Annotated in this window: 20 protein-coding genes; 19 read left to right on the forward strand and 1 reads right to left on the reverse strand. The window is 30.8% G+C overall.

Annotated features, from left to right (window positions below; genetic code table 11):
* The first annotated feature begins 13 nt into the window (after positions 1–13).
* The 7 genes from M4I21_RS03105 to M4I21_RS03135 are packed head-to-tail and all read left to right on the forward strand — an operon-like array spanning position 14 to position 7,161.
* Positions 14–982 carry a polysaccharide pyruvyl transferase family protein gene (locus tag M4I21_RS03105; RefSeq protein ID WP_249557564.1) on the forward strand — a complete coding sequence of 323 codons (969 nt, stop codon included), beginning with the start codon at positions 14–16 and terminating at the stop codon, positions 980–982.
* A gap of 20 nt (positions 983–1,002) precedes the next feature.
* The gene (locus tag M4I21_RS03110) at positions 1,003–1,746 is read left to right on the forward strand and encodes a glycosyltransferase family 32 protein (RefSeq protein ID WP_249557565.1); all 744 of its coding nucleotides are present in this window, start codon (positions 1,003–1,005) and stop codon (positions 1,744–1,746) included.
* Complete coding sequence (gene wecB / locus M4I21_RS03115; RefSeq protein WP_249557566.1) at positions 1,743–2,915, forward strand: non-hydrolyzing UDP-N-acetylglucosamine 2-epimerase; 1,173 nt, start codon at positions 1,743–1,745, stop codon at positions 2,913–2,915. The genes M4I21_RS03110 and wecB overlap by 4 nt, the downstream gene beginning before the upstream one ends.
* An 8-nt stretch (positions 2,916–2,923) precedes the next feature.
* The gene (locus tag M4I21_RS03120; RefSeq protein ID WP_249557567.1) at positions 2,924–4,054 is read left to right on the forward strand and encodes a glycosyltransferase family 4 protein; all 1,131 of its coding nucleotides are present in this window, start codon (positions 2,924–2,926) and stop codon (positions 4,052–4,054) included.
* Between the two features lie 16 nt (positions 4,055–4,070).
* A complete protein-coding gene (locus tag M4I21_RS03125; protein ID WP_249557568.1) occupies positions 4,071–5,171 on the forward strand; it encodes an EpsG family protein in 1,101 nt (366 codons plus the stop codon).
* Between the two features lie 5 nt (positions 5,172–5,176).
* Complete coding sequence (locus M4I21_RS03130) at positions 5,177–6,064, forward strand: glycosyltransferase family 2 protein (RefSeq protein WP_249557569.1); 888 nt, start codon at positions 5,177–5,179, stop codon at positions 6,062–6,064.
* Complete coding sequence (locus tag M4I21_RS03135) at positions 6,061–7,161, forward strand: glycosyltransferase (protein ID WP_249557570.1); 1,101 nt, start codon at positions 6,061–6,063, stop codon at positions 7,159–7,161. Before M4I21_RS03130 ends, M4I21_RS03135 begins: the two co-directional genes overlap by 4 nt.
* 358 nt (positions 7,162–7,519) lie before the next feature.
* Here M4I21_RS03135 and M4I21_RS03140 read toward each other — a convergent pair whose 3' ends face one another.
* The gene (locus M4I21_RS03140; RefSeq protein WP_249557571.1) at positions 7,520–9,514 is read right to left on the reverse strand and encodes a right-handed parallel beta-helix repeat-containing protein; all 1,995 of its coding nucleotides are present in this window, start codon (positions 9,512–9,514) and stop codon (positions 7,520–7,522) included.
* Between the two features lie 330 nt (positions 9,515–9,844).
* Between M4I21_RS03140 and M4I21_RS03145 the strand changes: the two genes are divergently transcribed.
* The 12 genes from M4I21_RS03145 (at position 9,845) to M4I21_RS03200 (ending at position 23,885) form a co-directional block, all read left to right on the forward strand.
* Positions 9,845–10,870 carry an acyltransferase gene (locus M4I21_RS03145; protein ID WP_249557572.1) on the forward strand — a complete coding sequence of 342 codons (1,026 nt, stop codon included), beginning with the start codon at positions 9,845–9,847 and terminating at the stop codon, positions 10,868–10,870.
* A gap of 35 nt (positions 10,871–10,905) precedes the next feature.
* Positions 10,906–12,054: a glycosyltransferase family 4 protein gene (locus M4I21_RS03150; protein WP_249557573.1), complete on the forward strand. Its 1,149-nt coding sequence runs from the start codon at positions 10,906–10,908 to the stop codon at positions 12,052–12,054.
* A 106-nt stretch (positions 12,055–12,160) separates the two neighbouring features.
* Positions 12,161–13,468, forward strand: a complete 1,308-nt coding sequence (locus M4I21_RS03155) for a phenylacetate--CoA ligase family protein (RefSeq protein WP_249557574.1) — start codon at positions 12,161–12,163, stop codon at positions 13,466–13,468.
* A gap of 22 nt (positions 13,469–13,490) precedes the next feature.
* Complete coding sequence (locus M4I21_RS03160) at positions 13,491–14,516, forward strand: ATP-grasp domain-containing protein (RefSeq protein ID WP_249557575.1); 1,026 nt, start codon at positions 13,491–13,493, stop codon at positions 14,514–14,516.
* A 199-nt stretch (positions 14,517–14,715) separates the two neighbouring features.
* Positions 14,716–15,786, forward strand: coding sequence for a hypothetical protein (locus M4I21_RS03165; RefSeq protein WP_249557576.1), 1,071 nt, complete (start codon positions 14,716–14,718; stop codon positions 15,784–15,786).
* 39 nt (positions 15,787–15,825) lie between these two features.
* Positions 15,826–16,428, forward strand: a complete 603-nt coding sequence (locus tag M4I21_RS03170; RefSeq protein ID WP_249557577.1) for a sugar transferase — start codon at positions 15,826–15,828, stop codon at positions 16,426–16,428.
* 48 nt (positions 16,429–16,476) lie between these two features.
* Entirely contained in the window at positions 16,477–18,207 is a 1,731-nt protein-coding gene (locus tag M4I21_RS03175) for a NeuD/PglB/VioB family sugar acetyltransferase (RefSeq protein ID WP_249557578.1), read from the forward strand.
* 11 nt (positions 18,208–18,218) lie between these two features.
* Positions 18,219–19,253: a GNAT family N-acetyltransferase gene (locus M4I21_RS03180; RefSeq protein ID WP_249557579.1), complete on the forward strand. Its 1,035-nt coding sequence runs from the start codon at positions 18,219–18,221 to the stop codon at positions 19,251–19,253.
* A gap of 43 nt (positions 19,254–19,296) precedes the next feature.
* Entirely contained in the window at positions 19,297–20,121 is an 825-nt protein-coding gene (locus M4I21_RS03185; protein ID WP_249557580.1) for a cupin-like domain-containing protein, read from the forward strand.
* 57 nt (positions 20,122–20,178) lie between these two features.
* Entirely contained in the window at positions 20,179–21,342 is a 1,164-nt protein-coding gene (locus M4I21_RS03190) for a GNAT family N-acetyltransferase (protein ID WP_249557581.1), read from the forward strand.
* A gap of 247 nt (positions 21,343–21,589) precedes the next feature.
* Complete coding sequence (locus M4I21_RS03195; RefSeq protein WP_249557582.1) at positions 21,590–22,921, forward strand: MBOAT family O-acyltransferase; 1,332 nt, start codon at positions 21,590–21,592, stop codon at positions 22,919–22,921.
* A gap of 4 nt (positions 22,922–22,925) precedes the next feature.
* A complete protein-coding gene (locus M4I21_RS03200; RefSeq protein WP_249557583.1) occupies positions 22,926–23,885 on the forward strand; it encodes a hypothetical protein in 960 nt (319 codons plus the stop codon).

Here is a 23,885-nt window from a genome sequence, read left to right on the forward strand (position 1 = left end):
AAAACAAAAAAATATGAAATACGGACTATTAACTTATGATGAAAACAAACGTTTTTTTAATGTTGGTGATAATATTCAAAGCTTAGCAGCCAAACAATTTATTCCACAAGTTGATGAATTTATCAATCGTGAAAAGTTAGCAGATTACAAAGGAGATAAAACAAAACTAATCCTAAACGGTTGGTTTACCCACAATATAAAAAACTGGGTACCTTCTGAAGATATAGACCCAATCTTTGTTTCTTTTCATATGAACAATACTGCTGCACCTTTTATGTTAAGTGAAAAAGGAATTGCATATTTAAAAAAGCATGCACCTATAGGTTGTAGAGATCAATTTACTGCGGATACTTTAAAAGCTAAAGGGATTGATGCGTATTTCTCAGGTTGCCTAACACTAACACTGGATACCTACAAAGTAGACGATAGTGAGCGTACAGATGATATTTACATTGTAGATCCATTATATAGTTACCCCAGAGCTGGTAAAGTTTTTTATAGTACAAAACATACTATTAAAAATATTTTAAATGGTACTGCATTTCAATTAGGAAAAAAACAAAAACACCTTAAAAACTTTATTAGTAAGGAAGTTTTAGAAAGCGCACATTTTGTAAATCAAGAACCTCCCGCAAATACCTATTCAGATGAAGAAAAGTTTGCTATGGCAGAAGATTTATTACACAAATATGCCAAAGCAAAACTGGTTATAACATCGAGAATACATTGCGCATTGCCTTGTTTGGCTATGGGTACACCTGTGATATTTGTTAATGGATTTGATAGTTTTGTAGACTCATGTAGATTCGATGGTATCCTAGAATTGTTTAATAGAATAGATATTGATAGTAAAACCGGTTCATATACTGCTAATTTTGATTTACCTGGAAAAGTTACCAAAGACACTATGGTTAAAAATTTAGAAAAACACCATAAGCTAGCAGATAGCTTAAAAAAAATTGTCAATCAAAAAGTTAAATGATACTTAAAAAAGAATAAATTATGATACCAAAAGTTATTCACTATTGTTGGTTTGGAAGAGGGAAAATGCCCCGGTTGGCAGAAATATGCATTGCATCTTGGAAAAAATATTTACCAGAATATGAACTCTACCTTTGGAATGAAGATTCATTTGATGTAAACAGCTGCCAATTTACTAAAGAGGCTTATGAAGCTAAAAAATATGCTTTTGTAACTGATTATGTTCGTCTCTACGCCTTAAAGCATCACGGAGGTGTTTATATGGATACCGATGTAGAAGTATTAAAAAACTTAGATAGATTTCTTAAATATCCAGCTTTTTCTGGTTTTGAAGATGAAATAAATATACCGACAGGAATAATGGCTAGTGTAAAAGATGGTAAATGGGTTAATTACCTTATATCATATTACGACAATAAACCATTTAAACTAGAAAACGGTACATTAGATACCTTAACAAACACGTTTATAATAGGTGATATGACTAAGAAATTAGGGTTTATACCTAATAATAAATATCAATGTATTGATAATGAATTGCATCTTTTTCCTAAAGATTACTTTTGTCCAAAGTCACAAGTAACGGGGAAAATCGAAGCTACAGAAAACACCTATTGCATACACCATTTTTCTGGGTCTTGGATGCCTATGAAAAAAAAGCGTATGACTGCTATAAAAAAATGGTTAATGAGAATCATTGGTGTAAAAAATGTTGAATTTTTAATAAAGATTCTTAATCTAAAAGCATTAAAAAAGCACATATGAAAAAAGTATTATTAGTATTCGGAACTAGACCTGAAGCCATAAAAATGGCCCCTTTATTAAAAGAGTTTAAAAAATATCCAGATTCGTTTGAAACATTGGTATGTGTCACTGCGCAACATAGGGAAATGTTAGATCAAGTTTTAGATCTTTTTAATATTATACCAGACTTTGACTTAAATCTTATGAAACAAGGTCAAGATTTATATGATATTACCTCCAGAGTTTTATTAAATATGAGAACTGTGTTAGCAGAAACTAAACCCGATTTAGTATTAGTTCACGGAGATACAACTACTTCTACAGCAACAGCCTTAGCCTCTTTTTATCAAAAAATTCCTGTTGCACATATAGAAGCTGGTCTACGTACACACAACATCTACTCGCCTTGGCCTGAGGAAATGAATAGGCAGTTAACAGGAAGAATAGCTGCTTTTAATTTTGCCCCTACGGAGCTAAGTCAAGAAAACTTACTTAAGGAAGGAATTTCAGAGAAAAACGTAATTGTAACTGGAAATACTGTAATAGATGCTCTACAATTAGTTCTTAAAAAGATTGAAGAGGATATAGAAATTAAGGAAAACATTTATAAAATTCTTAAAAATAATCATCTTGATCAAGAAACTATTGAAAATTGGATCAATAACAAACGTAAACTAGTCCTAATAACAGGACATAGGAGGGAGAATTTTGGAGAAGGATTTTTGAATATATGTAAGGCGATAAAAGAACTTTCTGAAAAGCATAAAAATGTAGATTTCTTATATCCTATGCATTTGAATCCAAATGTAAGAGAACCTATAAATGAAGTTTTTGGTAGTGATAGCAATAAATCAAATGTCTTTTTTATAGAGCCATTAGAGTACCTGCCATTCGTATTTTTAATGAGTAAAAGTTACCTTGTCTTGACGGATTCGGGAGGAATTCAGGAAGAAGCTCCAGGAATAGGAAAACCCGTTTTAGTCATGAGAAACACTACAGAAAGACCAGAAGGTATCCTTGCGGGAACTGTTAAATTAGTAGGAACTGATAAGGATATAATATGTAATGAGGTATCCACTCTACTCGAAAATAATGACTTGTATTTAAAAATGTCTGAAGCTAATAATCCTTATGGTGATGGTTTAGCTTCTGAAAAAATAGTTGCTTTTTTAAAAGACAATTTAAAGTAAAGTACTACATGAAGAAAATAGTTTATTTAACGGATCAAATGTATTTACACGGTGGTGCAGAACGTGTACTTACCAACAAAGCAAACTATTTTATTAAACATAATTTAGCTGAAATTTATATAATTACAACAGAACAGCAAAATAAAAAACCTTGTTATGATATAAATTCTAATGTAAAATTTATTGATTTAGAAATAAACTATGACCGTAATAAATCTTATTTTCACCCAAAAAATGTACTGAAATTACCTAAACATTTTTTAAATTTAAAAAAAGAATTAAATAAAATTAAGCCAGATAATATAGTAACATTAAGCCTACAGTTTGATTATTATTTTCTACCCTTTATTTTAAAAGGAATTCAAAAAATTAAAGAATTTCATTCTTCAAGATACTTTAGATCTATAGAAAGAAAAAAGAATAAATCGTTTTTTAAAAAGCAATTTTATAAATTTAATGATTACATCGAGTCTAAATATGATTCTTTAGTGTTATTAACCATTGATGAAAAACAACACTTTAAATCTGATAATATTGCAATAATTCCAAATGCAATTTCACATTATCCAAGTAAACAAAGTAATTTAAATAATAACAAAGCCATCAGTGCTGGCCGCATAGCTCCTGTAAAACAGTTTGACAAATTAATAGAAGCATGGTCGTATGTTGCCAAATCGATTCCTGACTGGAAATTAGAAATTTACGGAGAAGGTAGTAAACAAGATCTTGATGAGTTACAAAAAAAAATAAATAAATTAAACTTATCGGAAATCATTTTTTTGCGTGGTCAAACAAATGATTTGGAATCCAAAATGCTAGAAGCATCCCTGTATGTAATGTCTTCTAAAACAGAATGTTTTCCTATGGTATTACTAGAAGCTATGTCTTGTGGGTTGCCTGTTATCTCTTTTAATTGTCCATATGGTCCAAAAAATATTATAACAGATACTAAAGATGGTTTTCTAACCCCAGCAGATGACATTAAAGGATTAGGTAGTAAAATAATAGAAGTTATACATAATAAAAAAGAACTAGAAATACTATCTATCAATGCTCGTATGAAAGCTAAACTATTTTTACCAGAAACAGTAATGCAGAAATGGTTAAAGTTATTTAACATAAAAAATATAACTAAATAATAGCAACCTCAAACCAATGATAACTTTTGTTCCTTTAGAAAATTATTATGATATCTACATTTACTTTGCCTTATTTTTAGTTTTGGCAAACGTATTACACGCCTATACAGTACCTCTAAATAATAGAAAAAATATTTCGTTTTTAAAAGTTTCGGGAATTATTCTTTTGTTTGGGTTAATACTATATATTGGTTTAAGACCGATTAGTGGACGTTATTTTGGAGATATGAATACATATTCTAAATATTTTTTTCATTATGCAAATGGAGGATCAATCACTACAGATAAAGACCTTTTCTTTCATTACTATGTAAAAACACTTAGTATGTTTACTTCTGTATATGGCATGTTTCTCACCAGTGCCTTTATATACATTTATCCAATGTACAAATTATCCAAAAAATTATTTCCCTCTTATTGGTTCTATATGTTTTTTGTTTTTGTAGTTTCTTTTTCTTTTTGGTCCTATGGTACTAATGGTATACGAAATGGACTAGCTACATCGCTTTTTTTATGGGGCTTATGTTACCGCAATAATAAAGTTTTTATGTCTTTATTTTTTATAGTTGCTGCTATGTTTCACAAAACCACACTTTTGCCAATTGCAGCCTATTGTCTTACTATGCTATATAACAAGCCTAGGCTTTATTTTTTAGGCTGGCTGGCTTCAATACCCTTATCCTTAGTAATGGGTAGTGTATGGATTTCTTTATTTGCTAGTTTAGGGTTTGGAGACGATCGTTTGGCAGGTTATTTAACAGGTGAAGTAGACGCCTCTGCATTTAGTAGCACAGGATTTCGATGGGATTTTGTAATCTATAGTGCTTCTGCTGTCTTTGTTGGTTGGTATTTTATTTATAAGAAAAAATTCAACGATAAATTTTACAACCATATTTTTAACACCTACTTAATTTGCAATGCATTCTGGATTTTAGTCATACGCGCTAATTTTTCAAATCGATTTGCCTATTTATCATGGTTTCTTATCGGTCTTGTCATTATCTACCCGTTTATTAAACAAAAATATTACCCTAAACAAGCAGTTACAATTGCTAAAGTGATTGTCTTATATTTTTCATTTACCTTCTTAATGTACTTCGTGTACTATGCAAAATAATTCTTATGCAAAAAACAATAACTGTATTTACCCCTACGTACAATCGAGCCTACTGTTTAGACCAGGTGTACCAAAGTTTGCTAAAACAAACCAATCAAGATTTTTTATGGTTGGTTATAGATGATGGTTCTACAGATACAACCAAAGAACTAGTTGCAAGTTGGATTGCTGAGGGTAAAATTGCCATACAATACCACTTCCAAGAAAATTTAGGCATGCACGGTGGTCACAATGCTGCCTATAGACTAATTACTACAGAATTAAATGTTTGTATAGATTCTGATGATTTTATGCCTGTAGATGCTGTAGAAAAAATACTATACCACTACCCTCGTATTAAAGACAACTCTAAATTTGCCGGTTTCGTTGGCTTAGATGCCGATAAAAAAGGAGCCATCATAGGTTCTAAAATACCAGAAACGCTAAAAGAAACCACATTATCGGAGGTTTATAGCGTACATAAGGTTAAAGGAGACAAAAAAATAGTTTATAAAACGGAAGTCGTAAAAAAATACCCCGCTTATCCTATATACTCTGGAGAGCGTTTTGTACCTCTAGGGACACTTTATTTAATGATTGACCAAGACTATAAACTAAAACCAATTAATGAAGTCCTTTGCATTGTTGAATATTTAGAGGATGGTTCTTCTAAAAATATATTAAGGCAATATAAAAAACACCCCGCAGGATTTTTATATTCGCGAGTTATAGAGATGAATTACTCTAAAAGTATTAAATATACTTTTACAAGAGCTATGCACTACATATCTTCTTGTCTTTTTTTAAAAAGAATAAATATTTTTAAAAACAACCCTAAAAAGGTAATTACTTTCTTTGCCATACCACTTGGAGTATTGATGCACATCTATATCTTACTAAAAATAAAAAAATGAAAATTCTTCAAATTATAAATAACCTGCAAACAGGTGGCGCAGAAAAACTTTTATTAGAATCTATCCCTCTTTTTAATAAAGAAGAAAATATAATGATGGATTTGGTAGTTTTAAATAATAACAATGCCCCTTTTTTTAAAGAATTTAAAAAAAAGAGTGCTACTAAAATATTTATTTTATCTAAAGGAACTCCTTATAATCCAAGTTATATTTTAAAAATAATACCATTTTTAAAAAAATACGACGTCGTACACGTTCATTTATTCCCAAGCTTATATTGGGTAGCACTGGCTAAAATCTTAAGTTTTTCTAAAGCTAAACTAATATATACTGAACATAATACCTCTAACAGAAGAAGAGAAAAATTAGTTTTTAAGATAATAGATAAACTAATCTATTCTCAATATTCTAAAATTATAACTATTTCTGATGATGTAGATATAGAACTAAAAAAACATCTAAAATTTAAAGATTCAAGATTTGAACTTATACAGAATGGCGTTAATTTAAATACTATTAAAAACGAAACAGGCTATTTAAAGTCCGAGTTAGCTAAAAATATAAATGAGAATCATAAAATACTTTTACAAGTTTCATCTTTTACAACTCAAAAAGATCAAAAGACACTCATAAAATCACTAGAGCACCTTGACAAAAATATAATAGCTGTATTAGTTGGTGATGGGCCCTTAAAGGTTGAGTGTGAAGAATTAGCTCATAAGTTAAACTTAACTGACAGAGTATTTTTCTTAGGTATACGTATGGATGTTCCCAAAATATTAAAAACGGCAGACATTATTGTTTTATCAACTCATTATGAAGGCTTGTCATTAGCCTCTATTGAAGGTTTAGCCTCTGGTAGGCCATTTATAGCATCGGATGTTCCTGGCCTAAAAGATATCGTCAGAGGCGCTGGTTTACTTTTTGAAGAAAATGACAGCATAATGTTAGCAAAGCATATTGTAAATTTGCTGAGAGACAATTCGTATTATAATGAAATAGCGGGTAAATGTTTAAAAAGAGCTGAAAATTATGATATCAACGAAACAATAAATAAACAAATAACTTTATATCAAACTATAAGTCAAGAAGTCTGAAAAACTATGAAATAAAGATTTATTTAAATATTGCTTTCTAATCATAATTTATTAAATATCGCGTTGATAATGAAATTATAAAGCAAAATTAAAAGATTTACACTCTATCATAGTTATAAAATATTTATTGTATACATAAAACCACATTCAATTTTAATTTATCCATAAGCCCTAAATATTTTCATTTAACATTTTTTCAGAAAAGCTTAATATATAAATGATTTAAAGAAAAAATCATCTTAATTTATTTTTATTAGACTAAATATAAAAAAAGTAATTAAATTAAAAAAACGTCTAAAATTATCAATTAGACGTTTTTCTAATATAACTAATAATTAATCAAGGTATATCTAACCTTTTAATTACAATTATTGTTAATAACAATAACTTCATTTTTTGCTGTAGTAGAGGCTATATCAATACACTTTAAATTATCAGTAGATGGATGCGTAATTTGATTGTTTTCTAAAACTATATCTTCATTTACACCCCTCAAACCTATTCCGTGACTATTATTTGTATCAATAATATTATTTAATATTACAATCTTACTAGCAGAAGCTAATTGGATACCTCCCTTTAAGATATTTTCTTTAAAGGAAACACCTAATGCATTAGAAAATATTGTTATTCCCGAAGTTGTAAAGTTATTTTTGAACACATTAACTTTAAAATCCCTAGAGGTGCTAATACTATTATTTAATTGAACAAAATAAAGCGGGTTAGAAGCTACACTTATTTCATTTTCATAAATATTTACATTATTAACATTTGCAATATGTGCCGCAATCCCTTTACTATTTTTGTTACTACTGTTTATAATATTCCTAAATATCTCCATATCAGCAGATTCTTTCAACTGCACCCCAGTAACACAATTATTTATTCTATTTTCGAAAATTTTTATATTTTTATAATTTGCAGATATACCAACACCATAACCAGTAATAGAATTACCTGATATTTCGTTACTAAAAACAGTTTCACCTCCACCACCTGCAATAATTGCAGGTTTACCAGGGTTAATGGGTGCAGTAAACGTATTATTTCTAATTTTAGCATTGGACGCATAGCTCCAGCTTACAACACTTTCTAAATCATTGTTCTCAATTATTATATCGTCGCCAGCATATATATGAAAAGCTCCTTGTCTACTCCCTCTTTCCTTATTGCCTCTAATTATTACGTTTTGCACTTTTTGGTAATAAATAAACTCTCCAGTAGAGGCATCACGTTTACGTACAGGTTCAATATTAATGGCATAACCAACTGTACCTCCGTCAGAATTTGCTGTTGGTTGCGAACTGTCAATAAACGTATTATTTTCAATAGTTATATTATATCCGTCGGTTAACACTAAACTCATCCTACGTACCTTATCAAAAACACAGTTCTTAACAATTACATTATTGGTCGGATTATAATGTGCATCAAACGTAAAACCTAGTGAAGCTATGTTTACACCTCCAGCAGACCCCATAGTCATTGTAATACCGTCTAATATTACATTGCTGCTAGCCCGAACGGTAAGTAAGTGTGCTCCAACCTCATCATATTCTTCATCATACTCTCGTAAATTTCGATCACCATACAGAAGACCGCCTATTACATTTACGTTTTTAACCTCTCTAATAGCCAAAAGTGTCGCATTAGTACTGTTTTCAGTTGGAAATACACGTAATACGGTATTATCAGACATAAATAAAGTAAAATCGGAAGGAATATTAACAGCCTCTAAACTAGGATAAAAATTACGATTAGAATTGGTACTTGTAACCTTCGAAACTTCAAAGTAGGCATCAAAGGTATCAATTTTAAAGGTGGTTGCCCCAAAACTCTGGGTAACCTCCATTAAATCTTCTAAATTATCATTATTTTTTTGTGCAATTTCTGAAGTTGTTTTTCCTTGCACTAATTCCCAACGGTTAGGGTGTAATATAAAAGTTTCACTAAGTAAACTAACATTACCTGCTATTGTCAATTTATGGTTTAATAAATTACCATCTATTTTACCTTCACTAGCAAAATTTAATGTTCCATTAATAATTTCACCACCTTTGTACTCTAAAGTAACTCCTGAAGGTATGCTTATGGCAGCACCTTTAAGATCTATTTGGCATTCTACAGCCAAAGTAGTACCTACCTCCAAATTGGCTATTGAGTAGTCACAAGGTGTGGTATTAATTTTTAAATCGTCTACAGCGGTAGCATCTGGTTCTGGAACTGGTTCTGGCGTTTCTGCCTCTTCGATAATATTAGACAACAAATCTTCTTGCGTGCAAGAGGTTACTGGCGCTATTAGCAATAAACTAAAAACTAAAACTTTTACTAGGGATAATGGTTGCTTGTACATACTACTTTTAATGTTGGGGTTTAAAGATACAATTTTAACGTAATAATCGATTAAATGTTCATAAAAATCGACAACTAACTTAAACAATTACGCTACAAACTTAATTCCAGACGTTTACACCCCTATTTTTAGTGATAAAATCGACGAACTACCTAATTTGTAGTATTTATCTGTATATGAACAAGGCATATACTTTTAATTAAACTCACTTTTTTATGGTTTTAGTATAACCGTTACCGTTAAAAAACACCTTTAATAGATTAATTATGACATAAATAGGTTTTATACCTAGCTTTGCTGTTCTAAAAATTGTGTTAGACAAACATTCGAATGGAAAGTAAAAGAGTATACTACATTGATAATTTAAGAGTTTTAGCCTGTTTTTTAGTAATTTTAACCCATTCCGCGATGGCTACGAAAGACTCATATGGTATCTATGCTGTAATAGTTTCACTAGTAAGTTCTCCTAGTTCTGAGTTATTTTTAACTATTTCTGGAGCTCTTTTACTCCCTACTCGTATTAAAATGAAAGATTTTTATGTGAAAAGATTTTCTAGGTTGGCATTACCTGTTTTATTTTGGTCTTTAATTATTTTGTTCGTTGATTATATTACAGGTGCAAGTACATTAGGAATAACCATAAAAAAATTAATTTTAATTCCTTTGTCTCCAGTTACTGGTGTCTATTGGTTTATATATACTATATGTGGTTTATATTTATTAGCCCCAATAATTTCACCCTGGATAATAGCTTCAACTAAAAAAGAATACCAGTTTATATTACTATTATGGTTATCTACTATTTTACTACCATATATTAGTTTTGTTCTGCCTGATTTTTATCATATAGATGGTAACTACTATTTTATTTTAAATTATTTCGGCGGCTTTTTAGGGTATATGCTACTTGGTGTATATTTAAGAAAGTATCCTATTGTATTACCCAAACCAAAAGCCATAGCTGTTATTTTATCACTAATTGTAATTGCGGTTTTACCTATATTATATTGTTATTTATTTAAAAGAGACTTAATCACGACTATCAATAATAACTTATCTATTTCTAGTGTATTATTAGTTACTGCCATTTTTATCTTCTTTCAAAATTTTGGTTCAACCAATGTTAAATTCAATAATTTCATCAACTATTTAGCGAAATATACTTTTGGGATATACTTGGTACATATCATGATTGTAAGAAACGTTGTTTGGCACATTTACTCCTTATTTAGAGTAGAACCTTTAAACCCTTTAATTGAAACTCCATTAATAGCTATAGTGTCTATGATAATATGCTATGCTTGTGTTAAGTTAATTTCAAAACTACCACAGAGTAAAAATATAGTAGGCGTATAAAACCATAACTTTACCTTGCAAGGCCAATCAGTATTATGAAAAAGAAATTAATTCGTGTTACCACAATTCCCAACTCATTGGGCAAACTACTTACAGGACAATTAAGTTACATGAGTACCTACTATGATGTAATTGGTGTTTCTAGTGGTGGTAGCGCCTTAGAAGATGTACGCAAACAAGAGGGTGTTCCTGTTATAGCTGTAGAGTTAACCCGTAAAATAACGCCTTTAAAAGATTTAAAATCGGTGTACGGTTTGTATAAAATATTTAAAAAAGAAAAGCCTTTTATAGTGCATAGTCACACCCCTAAGGCCGGTACTGCTGCTATGCTTGCTGCAAAATTAGCTGGTGTACCGCACAGATTACACACTATTGCTGGTTTGCCATTGTTAGAAGCTACAGGAACAAAGAGAACCATTTTAAACCTAGTTGAAAAAATTACCTATGCTTGTGCTACTAAAATTTATCCTAATTCTTTTGGGCTGCAAGACATTATTATAAAAGAAAAATTTACACGTAAAGACAAGCTAAAAGTAATTGGCAAAGGTAGTTCTAACGGTATAGATACCAACCATTTTAACCCCGACTTATATAGCGCAGCAGACAATTTAAAATTACGAACAGAGTTAGGTTTTGCAGCTGAAGATATCGTTTTTACATTTGTTGGTAGATTAGTTGCAGACAAAGGTATTAATGAGTTACTACTCGCTTTTAAAAAATTAGCGGCTCTAAAAAAGAACGTAAAACTATTGTTGGTGGGTACGTTTGAGACAGAATTAGACCCACTTAACAAAGCGTCTTTAGATTACATTTACAATAACGATACGGTTATAGGTATTGGTTGGCAAGAAGATGTTAGGCCTTATTTTGCAATCTCTGATGCGTTAACGTTCCCTAGCTACAGAGAGGGGTTCCCTAATGTTGTTATGCAAGCTGGCGCTATGAAACTGTATAGTATAGTAACAGATATAAACGGTTGTAACGAAATTATACAAGAAGGTATTAATGGTACTATTATACCGGTAAAAGATGCAGATGCGTTGTACACTAAAATGCTTCAGTTTTATGAGCAAAAAGACAGCTTATACAGCCCTGAAACTTGCAGAACTATCATGATTAATAATTACGAACGCGCTTACATTTGGGAACAATTACACAAAGAATACAGCTCATTAGAAAAATAAACCTACTTTTTTAAGTATTTTCTGATAGTATTAAGAATATACCACGACTATGTACTGATATTTGGATTTTTAATAATCAACCAACTAAAAACCAGTACATAGGCCTATGGGAATAGCAGCTAAATGTAGAAATTTCGCTTTTTGGACTCTTGATACTCTTAAAGGAGGTGCCGTAAAAAAAGAATTGAAGTCTATTCAGTCTTTTTATAGCTCTTCCAAAGAAAAACAGCTACAAGAACAACGAACTGCTTTAACCTCTTTATTGCATAGTGCTGTAACCACTACTGAATTTTACAAAGAATATAGTGGTGTTACAAACTTAGAAGATTATCCTGTGGTAGATAAAAATACCATAAAGGCTAATTTTAAGGCTATTACATCAAAAACCCTAAAACCAGAAAAATTAATTTCTGTGAGTACTAGTGGTTCTACAGGTACGCCTTTTAAAGTGTACCAAACTTCTGTAAAGAAAAAAAGAAATACCGCAGACACCCTCTATTTTGCAAAGTTGGCTGGTTTTACAATTGGGCAAAAATTACTATACCTTCGTTTTTGGGCCGCATACTACAAAAAGCCCAAACTTTTAGCCTATTTACAAAACACAGAACAATTAGACGTTAGTAAACTAACCGACGATTACATTAAAAAATTAGTAGCCAATTTACAAAAAGACAGTGCTCCTAAAGGCTGGCTTGGTTACCCATCTGGCTTTGAGACTATTTGTAAATATTTAGACAAAGTAAACGCACCACCCTTAGACTGCAACGTACAATCTACAATTGCAATTGCAGAGGGCTTATCCCCTACGGTACAGTCTAAAATGGAATATTATTTTAAAGCGCCTACCGTATCTAGATATTCTAATGTTGAAAATGGCATACTGGCGCAACAACTGCCCAAACAGACTTATTTTACCATAAACTGGGCAAGTTATAGGATAGAAATACTGGATTTAGACAAAGACATCCCTGCAAAAAAAGGGGCACTTGGACGCATTGTTGTTACAGATTTATACAATACAGCTACGCATATGATCCGTTATGATACTGGTGATGTGGGTTCTTTTTACGAGACCGATACAACTGCTTTACCAATGCTTAAAAGCGTTGAAGGAAGAAAAATGGATGTATTGTACAAAACAAATGGAGATGCATTAAACCCATTTACAATGCATGCTTATGTGTACGACTTTCATGAGGTAGAACAATTACAATTTATACAAACAGCAGAAAAAGAATATCAAATAAAAATAAACACAACGACCAATTTTTTAAGGGAAGATGAATTAGTTGCCTTGTTTAAAAATGACATAGGTACCGATGCTACCATACACGTAGACTATGTACATGAAATTGCATCTTTAAAATCTGGAAAAAGAAAAATAGCAATTAACCACTATAAAAAAAGCCTGTAGCCCACGCATTTAAAATATAGCAATGAAAAAAACAAACATACTTTTTACGTGCGCAGGCAGAAGAAATTACCTTATTAATTATTTTAAAGAAGCTCTAGACGGCAACGGTCTTGTGCTAGCTACCGATATGCTTGCAAATGCACCTGCTTTAATAGACGCAGACATCGCTAAAATAGTTCCTAGCATTTATGATGAGGACTATATAAATTGCATAACAGAAATTTGTAAAGAGTACCATGTAGATGCTATAATTTCTTTAAACGACTTAGAGCTGCCCATATTAGCCAAACATAAAGAGGAACTACAAGAAATTGGCGTTGCTGTACTTATCTCTAGCGAAGCGATTATAGACATTGCTTTTGACAAATGGAAAACCTATAATTTTTTAGTTGAAAATGATATTTTAACGCCAAAAACATATATAGACTACACCTTAGCTTTAGAAGCCGTAAAGGCCAATAAATTAAGTTTTCCTTTGGTACTTAAGCCTAGATGGGGAAGCGGTTCTATAGGCATAGAAGTGGTAGATACTAAAGAAGAACTTGTATTGGTATACAAACTATTGCAATTAAAGTTAAAAAAATCTATTCTTAACAATGCTAGTAAAAACAGCATGAACCAGGCCATACTAATACAAGAAAAGATTAACGGTATAGAATATGGACTAGATGTTTTAAATAATTTTGAGGGAGATTACTATGGTACTTTTGCAAGGGAAAAACTATACATGCGATCTGGAGAAACAGACAAAGCCACCTCCGTAATACACCCAGAAATAACTGCTATAGGAGAAACTATTGCTAAAAAACTAAAACATACGGGCAACTTAGATTGTGATGTTTTTATTGCGAATGATAAAATTTACGTATTAGAGCTAAATCCTAGATTTGGAGGCGGTTACCCTTTTTCTCATGAAGCAGGCATAAATACCGCTGCAATTTATATCGCATGGTTAAAAGGCCATACAGACATTGCTAAATTTAATACCTACAAAAGCGGAATAACCTACGTTAAATGTGACCGATTGTTAAAAATAAACACACTATAAACCTTCAATAATCAAACTATTAACAAGGCTTAATATTATCATTAACACTACACAAAACCGCATAATTTTCTTGTTAATAACAGGCGTAAGTGATGCGTTAATCTAATTAATACTACACTATATCTAGAACTCTGTATATATTGGTGTACCCTTCTTTTTTTAGTTATTTTTGGCATGAAATTAGCAAGTAGTATTATTCATGAAAAACAAAGCAGGTTTAGGTTCTTTTTTTCACAGTACAGATGCTGATAAAATCACTGATTTTAATACCTTAGAATACATTCCGGAATATGAATTATTCTATACAGGAAGACACGCTATTAAGTATATTTTTGATAAACTTAGTGCGGAGCAAACCATTGAAAAAATATGGCTTCCTACGTATTATTGTCAGCATGTTACCAGTTGGTTGCAAAACTGTTATTCCAACATACATTTTTACACCATAGATCCTTTTAACGCATTGCATAATTTAAACATATTAGATTTTGCGACTGAAAAAGACATTGTTCTTTTAAATAATTTTTGGGGATTTTTCTCTTATACTATTCCGACTACAGCAAACAGACCTATTTGTATTGAAGACCATTCTCACGGCTGGTTAAGTACTGGGTGCTTAAAAAGTACAGCAGATTATTGTGTGGCTTCTTTGCGTAAAACATTGCCCATTGCATTAGGAGGTATTTTATGGCAACCCAATAAAGAAAAGATTAAAATAGCTAATATAGAAATTTTACCAAATACAGCCTTTTACAACAATTGGGACGCTATTACTACCGCAATGGATCTTAAAAAAGAATACATAGCTAGTACTGTAGACTCCAGCGCAAAAGACAGGTATTTAGAACTTATAGGCACATCAGAAACCTACTTACAACAGCAGTATGATGTAGTTTCGCTAAAAGAAGAACATAAAACGTATATTAATTCTTATATTCAGAAAGCGTATACCGCTTATAAAAAGCATAATTTTGAGTACCTTTTAGAGCATATACATTTAAATAGTAACTTTAACATTCTAACAGACACTAAAAACACACCTTTTGGTCTGCATTTGGTATTTAAAGATAGAGCCGCTTTTTTAAGTTTAAAAGCATTTTTAATTGGCAAAGATATTTACCCATCTGAACTATGGCCTGGAAATGAAAAAACCGATAGCTGGTCTTATCTATTAAATATACATATAGACTTTAGGTACAACACTACAGATATGATGCATATAACCACCTCAGTTAACCAATGGGGAATGCATTTTTCTGAAAACAATTAAGTTAAACCAAAACAACAACTGCCAAAACAATTAAAAAAAATGTACATTAATTTTTTTAAAAGACTATTAGATTTTCTTCTTGCCGGTTTAGGATTTATTTTCTTATTCCCGCTATTCTTTACTGTTGCCATTGTTCTATTCTTTTTAAACAACGGAAAAGTTTTCTTTTTTCATCCTAGACCAGGTAAAAATGAGAAAATATTTAAAGTAATTAAGTTTAAATCTATGACCGATAAAAAAGATGCGAACGGAGAATTATTACCGTTTCATTTACGAGTTACAAAATTTGGAAACTTTATACGTAAGTATTCTTTAGACGAAATACCACAATTGCTAAATGTTTTAAAAAATGACATGAGCCTTGTTGGTCCTAGACCCTTATTGGTAGAGTACTTGCCATTATATAATAGTTTTCAAAAGCAAAGACATTTGGCAAAACCCGGAATTACAGGCTGGGCACAAGTAAATGGTAGAAATTCTATTTCTTGGGAACAAAAATTTGAGTTAGATGTTTGGTATGTAGAAAACAGATCTTTTAAAACGGACTTTAAAATTATACTCTTAACCGTAAAGAAAGTGTTTTTTAAAGAAGGTGTTAATAATAGTGACAACCTAAACATGACTACGTTTACAGGGTCATAATAATACGTCAATTTTATAATATTTCAACTTAATTATAAATTTTTATTTATGAGAATAAAAAACACCGTTATATTAGGGTCTGGTTCTTATGGAGAAGTTTTTTTAAATTATTTAAAAGAACAAGGACACAACGTTATTGGTTTTTTTGATGATAATTTAAATAATAGCAAAAAAATAATCTTTGGTGTACCTGTCATAGGCACATTCAATGATTTGCTAACTGAAAAATCAAAAAAAAATATTGATTACATATACTGCCCAATTGGAGATAATGAAATACGATATAAATATTTAGAAAAATTGATGGATTATGGATATGATATTCCAAACTTCATACATAAATCTGTAATCTTCGAGAGTGAATCAATAAAAGGTAAAGGTATTTATTTATTGCCAGGTGTTATTATTATGCCTCATACCATAATTAAAAGTTTTGTCATAATAAGTATGGGAAGTAAAATTGCACATCATACAATAATTGAAGATGGTGTGTTTGTATCTACTGGAGTTAATGTTGGCGCCAACATAACGATAAAAAGAAAATCTTTTTTAGGAATTAGTTCAACTATTATGACAGGTGTAAATAGTGTCGGTGAAAATGCAGTCATTGGCTGTGGTGCAGTGGTTATTCGTAATGTAGAAAAAAATCATATTGTAGCCGGTGTTCCCGCTAAAACATTGAAAATAAAAAAAAATGTTGCAACAAAAAAGAAAGCTAAAGAATACAATTTATTTGTAAAAGAATTAAAAACATTAGAAGAAATAAATATCTATAAAGAATTATTAACTAATTACTGGTGTGATAACGTATACTACAGCTATGAGTATTTAAAGTATTATGAAAATTCTACTGATGAATTGCGTTATTTTTTACTAACTGAAGACGGTATACCGGCTACAATAATGCCATTTTATATTCGTAAAATTGATGGTATTGAAAATTATAAGGATGTAATTACACCGTATGGCTATGGCGGCCCTTTATGTAAAGATTGCTCTAAAACCAAAATATTAAACCATTTTTGGTCCATGGTAGATGGTTGGTATTATAAGAACAATATTGTATCAGAATTTGTACGTTTTAACCTTAATGGCAATCATGTAAACTACACAGGAGAGCTGTCTGCAACCTTGCGTAATGTAAAAGGTACCGTTAAAGAAAATGATGAGGACCAATGGAACGCTTTTTCTACCAAGGTTAGAAATAATTATAGAAAAGCAGAAAGCCACGAGCTTACATTTAAAATATGGGAAGGTAAAGATATTACAGATAGCGTAATTACAGCATTTCATGATGTGTATATAGAAACAATGGAACGCAACCATGCTAGTGCTATCTATTTTTTTCCAAAACAATATTTTGAAAGTATAATATATACAAACCGCGATAATTTTGCTATTGCAATAAGCTACAAAGACGGCATAGCTGTTTCTGTAGAACTTATAATTATAAACAATAGTACGCTTTACGCATTTTTAGGAGGTACACGCGCTGCATATTTTGAATGCAGACCAAATGATTTTTTAAGAGTTGAGATCCTAAAATGGGCTGTACAACAAGAAAAGAAATCCTATATTCTTGGTGGCGGGCTAAAAGATGATGACGGTTTATATAAAAGTAAAAAAGTATTTTTCCCTAAAGATGATGATGTCATTTTCTATACCGGAAGAAAAATAATAAATAAAGAAATATACGACTCACTATCTGAACCTACTGTTTCTGCCACAGCATGTGATGAAGTTTGTAATTATTTTCCAACCTATAGAAGACCTTACTAAGGATGTAGTGTATGATGAAAATAATAGGAAATAAAAAAGAGTGGGATGCTCTTTTAGATAAGGTAGCTGGGTATGATTTTTATCATACCTATGACTACCATATCAATTGTGCGCATGATCATGAAGAGATTGCACTTATTTCCTATACAACACAAGACACTATTATTGCATTTCCTATACTTATAAGACCTATTAAAAACAGTTCTTTTTTTGATGTTACTTCGGTGTATGGTTATGGAGGGCCGCTAAGTAAAAACATAACAGCAGAGACCAACCTTACTCCGTTTTACAACAAGCTACGCATCTATTTTCAGAAGAAGCATATCATATGTGCCTATAGTAGTTTAAACCCATTTATAGACAATCAGAAAAGAATTTTATCTGGTCTAGGAAAAATTGAAAACATAGGTAAAATAGTAAACCTAAATCTAAAGCAAACCTTAGAAGAACAAGAGGCTAATTTTTCTAAAACCACAAAGCGATATATTAATAGAAACAAAAAATTGTTTTACTCTAGAATTGGTAAAACAAAAGAAGATGTTGCTATTTTTATTGACATGTATTACAAAACAATGTCTAGGTTACAGGCCAGTGAAAATTATTTTTTTAAAGAAGATTATTTCTACGATATTTTAAAAAGCGAACAATACCATGCAGAAATTGTTTTTGCGGTTACCAAAGACACCAATACAATTGCTTCTGCTGCTCTAATTATAAAAACAGATAAAACCATAATACAATATCATTTATCTGGTACCTTGGAAGAATACAAGCACCTATCTCCTATTCGGTTTATTTTAAATGAGGTACGTATACAAGGAACATTAGAAGGGTATTCTTATTTTAATCTAGGTGGTGGTTTTGGTGGAAATCACGATTCTTTATTCGATTTTAAAGCTTCGTTCTCCAATGATTATAAAAAATTTAAGGTGTGGAAATACATCCTAAATGCCAAAGAATACAATGCGTTGTCTAGTGAGAACAAAAATTTAACGCCCTTGCTTAAAACATCTTTTTTTCCGTTATATCGATACAATAAATACTAACTTGTATACATATTAATCTAATTAATAGATAAACAGGCCTCTTATGAATATTTTAGATGAAATTTTAGAGTTAAGCACAACTGTAGAAGAATTAACTACAGTAGACGCTAACTCATTTAAAAACATTCTTTTTAGTAAAAAACAACCTGTAGTTCTAAAAGGGTATGCTAAAAATTGGGGTGCAACAAAAAAATGGAGTTTAGAGTATTTAATAAATTTAGCCGATAATAAAGAAATAAGCTTACTCTCTGGTAATTACATACAAGGAGAAACCAAATACCAAAAATCTACACTTAAGCGTTATTTAGAAAAATTAAAAGCGGCAAATACCGATGCTAACTTTAAAGACTATTTAACCACACTAGATATCTTTAACTATTTGCCTAATTTAAGTGGAGATACAGATTTTTCAATTTTTGAACAACACACTGCTGTGAATGACATAGCCGCGTGGATTGGTCCTAAAGGAACCGTTACAGGTTTCCATAACGATTCTGGAGATAACATGTACGCGCAAATTAAGGGTGAAAAATTATTTATTATTGTACCTCCTACACATGCTAAAAGCGTATACCCAAGTTCTAAATATATAAATGGCGCCGTAGCAAGTAAAATTGATCTTGCTAATTTTAATGCTGAAGAATTTACGAACTTTAAAAATGTTCCGTTTTACAAAGTTATACTACAACCTGGAGATGTCTTATTTTTACCAAAAAAATGGTGGCATTATGTACAGGCCTTAGATAGCTCTATTAGTATTAGTAACTTTGGCTATACAAAACCAGAAATATTAAAAATGAGGCTCCTTAACTTTTTACATAGAAGAGGTTATTACAAACCAAATAATTGTTATTGTTGCACTAAGTAACCACGTATTACCACTTAAAAAAATAATTCTACGAGCCGCTATATTACTATAAAAGTTATGTTTCTTACTACAAAAGATTTTTATACAGAGTTTACCGAAAATAGGCACATACTCCCCTACTACATTAAATTAGAGAGCAACTACAATACAAAAACATTTTACAGCTTAGAAGATGATGCACTACCTATTTCTAATCTAAAATGTGTTTCTATTAAATTATTTCCTAAGTATTTAACGCCCCATTTTTATACAGATGCTGGTATAGGTGTAAAAAAAGTATTTCAGAAAGATGTACATGGTTGTGCCATACATCTTACAGAGAAAACAACTATAGATTTATTTTTAAGGAAAGAGTATTCTAAAAAATTTAGAACTAGTATTAATAGATCTGTAAACAGATTTGAGCTTTGCTTTAATTACAGTTACATCATGATAACGGAAGGTATTACTGCAGAGAAATACCGCTCTTTAATGGATGCGTTACATACCATGTTAGTGCATCGTTTTAACCAAAGAAATGAGCCCAATGATGTGCTTGCAAACTGGGACCATTACTACGCTCTAGTTTTTAATTTAGTAAACACCAAAAAGGCTTCTATCTTTGTTATTTACAGCAATGACGAGCCTATAAACATTTGTATAAATTATCATTTCAATACTATTTTATTTATTTCAATCGCTTCATTTAATCCTAATTTTTCTAAATTTTCGTTGGGTAATATTTCCATCTATAAAATTATAGAATGGTCTCTTAATAACGATTACGAATTGCTAGATATGGGGTATGGAGATTTAGAATATAAAAGATTTTGGAGCAATTACATGTACGCATATGAAAATCATATTGTGTACTCAAAAAAAATAAATTATCGTTTTATTGCCGCTATTGAGGTTTCAAAAATAAAATTTAAAAACTTTTTAAAATCGTATAAAATAGCAGAAAAACGTACTAAATTAAAAGCGTTACTTCGTGAAAATAAAAAGAAATTAAACAACAGTACCAAATATACAACTACACCTTTAACAGACTACATTACAACTAATTTACCCACTTTAGAATATGATGACACTAGTTTTAGTCTAATAGCCAAACCTGTTTATGATTATCTTTTTTTACAAGCTACATCTATAGATACTATTGCCATATTTGAAATAGAAAAGGCTAAAGAGTACCTAATTGTAGGCCCTAAAGCAATGGAGAAAATAACCATAACAGCGTAATTTTTTTCAGTTAAGACTGGCATAAAGCGTAACTTATCTTGTATTTTAACATTTCAGCATTTTTAAGCCTATTCTAATAATGAAATAGCTAATTTAGCTTGTTACTAAGCACCTTATAACTACAACTAAAATGTTATTTAATTCGTTTGAATTTTTATATTTTTTACCGCTTATTGTTATAGGTTTCTATTGCATACCTCATAAGTTTAGATGGATATGGCTACTAATTGGTAGTTATTATTTTTATATGAAATCTGAACCTGCTTTAGTTTTATTACTAATAGCATCTACTTTAGTAGATTATTTCTGTGCCCTTAGAATTTATGCTACCGATATACAAAGAACAAAAAAGATATTTGCCGGTATCAGTATTTTTGTAAACATAGGCATACTAATAGCCTTTAAGTATTTGTTCTTTTTCTCTACGTCTCTTGCCAGTCTATTAGAATTTTTTGGAATAGCTGCACCTCTTGAAGAGGCCGAACAAAGTTACCATATAAGTCAGATTTTACTACCCGTAGGAATTTCGTTCTACACTTTTCAGACCATGAGTTACACCATTGATGTGTATAGAGGAAATGTAAAACCAGAAAAACACTTAGGTATTTTTGCTTTATATGTGGGTTATTTTCCGCAGCTAGTTGCTGGCCCAATAGAGAGAGCATCTACTTTATTACCACAGCTAAAGAAAAAGGTAACTATTAATATTAAAAATATTGAACAAGGCCTAATTATGATGGCTTGGGGATTTTTTTTAAAAATTGTAGTTGCAGATAGATTAGGTATATATGTAGATGAAGCGTATGCAGATCCAGAAAGTCCTCACGGCTTTTCTTTAATACTAGGCGCTATCTTCTTTATGTTCCAGATCTATTATGATTTCTCTGCGTATACAACCATTGCAATAGGTACTGCTAAAATATTAGGTGTAGATTTAATGCAGAATTTTGACAGACCAATTTTCGCGAAAAATAGTTCCGATTTTTGGCAACGATGGCATATATCCCTAATGTTATGGCTTAAAGATTATATTTACTTGCCTTTAATAAACAAAGTAAAACTTAAAAAGTTAACCGCTACATTAATTGTATTTTTTATTGTTGGTTTATGGCACGGAGCCAACTGGACTTTTGTTGTCTGGAGTATGCTAAATGCCTTGCTAATTATTTTGGAAGTAAGTATTGTTAAACCTAGTAAAAAGGCATTAATTGCAAAATTTAAATTTCTAGAATTTTTCTTAAATAAAATTCATTGGTTTTTTGGCTTTGCTTACTTTTTAGTATCTCTAGTATTCTTTAGATCTTCATCTGTATCTAGCGCTGTAGTTTACATAAAAAGTATGTTTAATTTAAGAAGTTTACATATAAACTTGCTTAACAATTATCTAGAATTATTTTTATGCGTACTTTTTATAATCATTGTACAACTAATTCATTACTACAAAGGAAACGATAAAGTCTATGAGCTAGTTTTAGATAAACCTCAATACCGTAAATGGCTCATATGCTTTGCTTATATCTTAGTTATTGTGTTATTTGGAATTAACAGACAGAACTCTTTCATCTATTTTCAATTTTAATCTTATGAAACATTTCTTATTAAAAATAATTCTGTTTTGTGTAGTATTAGCTGGTGTGTACTTTAGTTTTATGTATAAAGTATCTAATGGCTATGTAGATGAAAACTATCCGAAATTTTGCCAAGAAGCAGGAAGCCTTATCATAGGAGTATCTACTGCCAGTCAAGGGATTTCGCCTCAAATATTGGAAGACAATTTAAGTGAGTTTAATTTAGAGAAACCAATGGTTAATTTTGCCATTAACTTTGAGCAATCTCAGTACGGAGACACCTATTTAAACGCTATAAAAAAGAAGTTAAAAAAATCGGACAAGAACGGTTTATTCATTTTATCTGTTTCTCCTATTAGTTTTAGCTCCGTCAAAAACTTAGAGGAATCTGCTATAGAAAAACTAGATCAAGAGAAAATTCTGGGTAAAATTACTAATTTTACTTCTGCTCCAAATTTTGATTATATTAGTAATTGTTATCCTATTTCTTTATACAATGCATTTTACCCAACCAATAAATGGGATAACTTAGTAGTACACCCTGACGGATGGAACGAGTTTAAATTAAAAAGTGAATCGTATACCGTTACCAAAGAAGATATTAGTGATTGGAAAAAAAAGACAATAGAATTTCAAGATAAATTTTTAAAAACACAAAAAATAAGTAAAACTAGATTTTTAAGCTTTACTAAAACAATAGACTTTTTAAAACAAAAAGGAACTGTTTTTATAGTACGCATGCCCTTAACCCCAGAAAGTCTACAACTCGAAAATGAAGAATGGAAAAATTTTAATTTTCAGTTTGACAGCATTGCCAAAGTAAAAAACATTTCGTTTTTAGATTATTCTGAAACAAATTCTGAGTACAAAACATATGATGGAACGCATATGGTATCTGAAAGTGCTAAAAAGTTTAGTAAAACCTTAAGCGATGATGTTAAAAGTATCCTTTTATCTGATTCCATAAAAAAGTAG

Source organism: Cellulophaga sp. 20_2_10 (genome assembly GCF_023476645.1).
Classification (GTDB): Bacteria; Bacteroidota; Bacteroidia; order Flavobacteriales; family Flavobacteriaceae; genus Cellulophaga.

What these genes read in the sequence shown, in the direction of transcription:
- M4I21_RS03105 (WP_249557564.1), top strand. Translation starts at nt 14, where the DNA reads ATGAAATACGGACTATTAACTTATGATGAAAACAAACGTTTTTTTAAT.
- M4I21_RS03195 (WP_249557582.1), top strand. Translation starts at nt 21,590, where the DNA reads ATGAAATCTGAACCTGCTTTAGTTTTATTACTAATAGCATCTACTTTA.
- M4I21_RS03140 (WP_249557571.1), bottom strand. Translation starts at nt 9,514, where the DNA reads ATGTACAAGCAACCATTATCCCTAGTAAAAGTTTTAGTTTTTAGTTTA.
- M4I21_RS03170 (WP_249557577.1), top strand. Translation starts at nt 15,826, where the DNA reads ATGTACATTAATTTTTTTAAAAGACTATTAGATTTTCTTCTTGCCGGT.
- M4I21_RS03135 (WP_249557570.1), top strand. Translation starts at nt 6,061, where the DNA reads ATGAAAATTCTTCAAATTATAAATAACCTGCAAACAGGTGGCGCAGAA.
- M4I21_RS03160 (WP_249557575.1), top strand. Translation starts at nt 13,491, where the DNA reads ATGAAAAAAACAAACATACTTTTTACGTGCGCAGGCAGAAGAAATTAC.
- M4I21_RS03110 (WP_249557565.1), top strand. Translation starts at nt 1,003, where the DNA reads ATGATACCAAAAGTTATTCACTATTGTTGGTTTGGAAGAGGGAAAATG.
- M4I21_RS03125 (WP_249557568.1), top strand. Translation starts at nt 4,071, where the DNA reads ATGATAACTTTTGTTCCTTTAGAAAATTATTATGATATCTACATTTAC.
- M4I21_RS03180 (WP_249557579.1), top strand. Translation starts at nt 18,219, where the DNA reads ATGATGAAAATAATAGGAAATAAAAAAGAGTGGGATGCTCTTTTAGAT.
- M4I21_RS03130 (WP_249557569.1), top strand. Translation starts at nt 5,177, where the DNA reads ATGCAAAAAACAATAACTGTATTTACCCCTACGTACAATCGAGCCTAC.
- M4I21_RS03175 (WP_249557578.1), top strand. Translation starts at nt 16,477, where the DNA reads ATGAGAATAAAAAACACCGTTATATTAGGGTCTGGTTCTTATGGAGAA.
- M4I21_RS03165 (WP_249557576.1), top strand. Translation starts at nt 14,716, where the DNA reads ATGAAAAACAAAGCAGGTTTAGGTTCTTTTTTTCACAGTACAGATGCT.
- M4I21_RS03200 (WP_249557583.1), top strand. Translation starts at nt 22,926, where the DNA reads ATGAAACATTTCTTATTAAAAATAATTCTGTTTTGTGTAGTATTAGCT.
- wecB (WP_249557566.1), top strand. Translation starts at nt 1,743, where the DNA reads ATGAAAAAAGTATTATTAGTATTCGGAACTAGACCTGAAGCCATAAAA.
- M4I21_RS03190 (WP_249557581.1), top strand. Translation starts at nt 20,179, where the DNA reads ATGTTTCTTACTACAAAAGATTTTTATACAGAGTTTACCGAAAATAGG.
- M4I21_RS03150 (WP_249557573.1), top strand. Translation starts at nt 10,906, where the DNA reads ATGAAAAAGAAATTAATTCGTGTTACCACAATTCCCAACTCATTGGGC.
- M4I21_RS03185 (WP_249557580.1), top strand. Translation starts at nt 19,297, where the DNA reads ATGAATATTTTAGATGAAATTTTAGAGTTAAGCACAACTGTAGAAGAA.
- M4I21_RS03145 (WP_249557572.1), top strand. Translation starts at nt 9,845, where the DNA reads ATGGAAAGTAAAAGAGTATACTACATTGATAATTTAAGAGTTTTAGCC.
- M4I21_RS03120 (WP_249557567.1), top strand. Translation starts at nt 2,924, where the DNA reads ATGAAGAAAATAGTTTATTTAACGGATCAAATGTATTTACACGGTGGT.
- M4I21_RS03155 (WP_249557574.1), top strand. Translation starts at nt 12,161, where the DNA reads ATGGGAATAGCAGCTAAATGTAGAAATTTCGCTTTTTGGACTCTTGAT.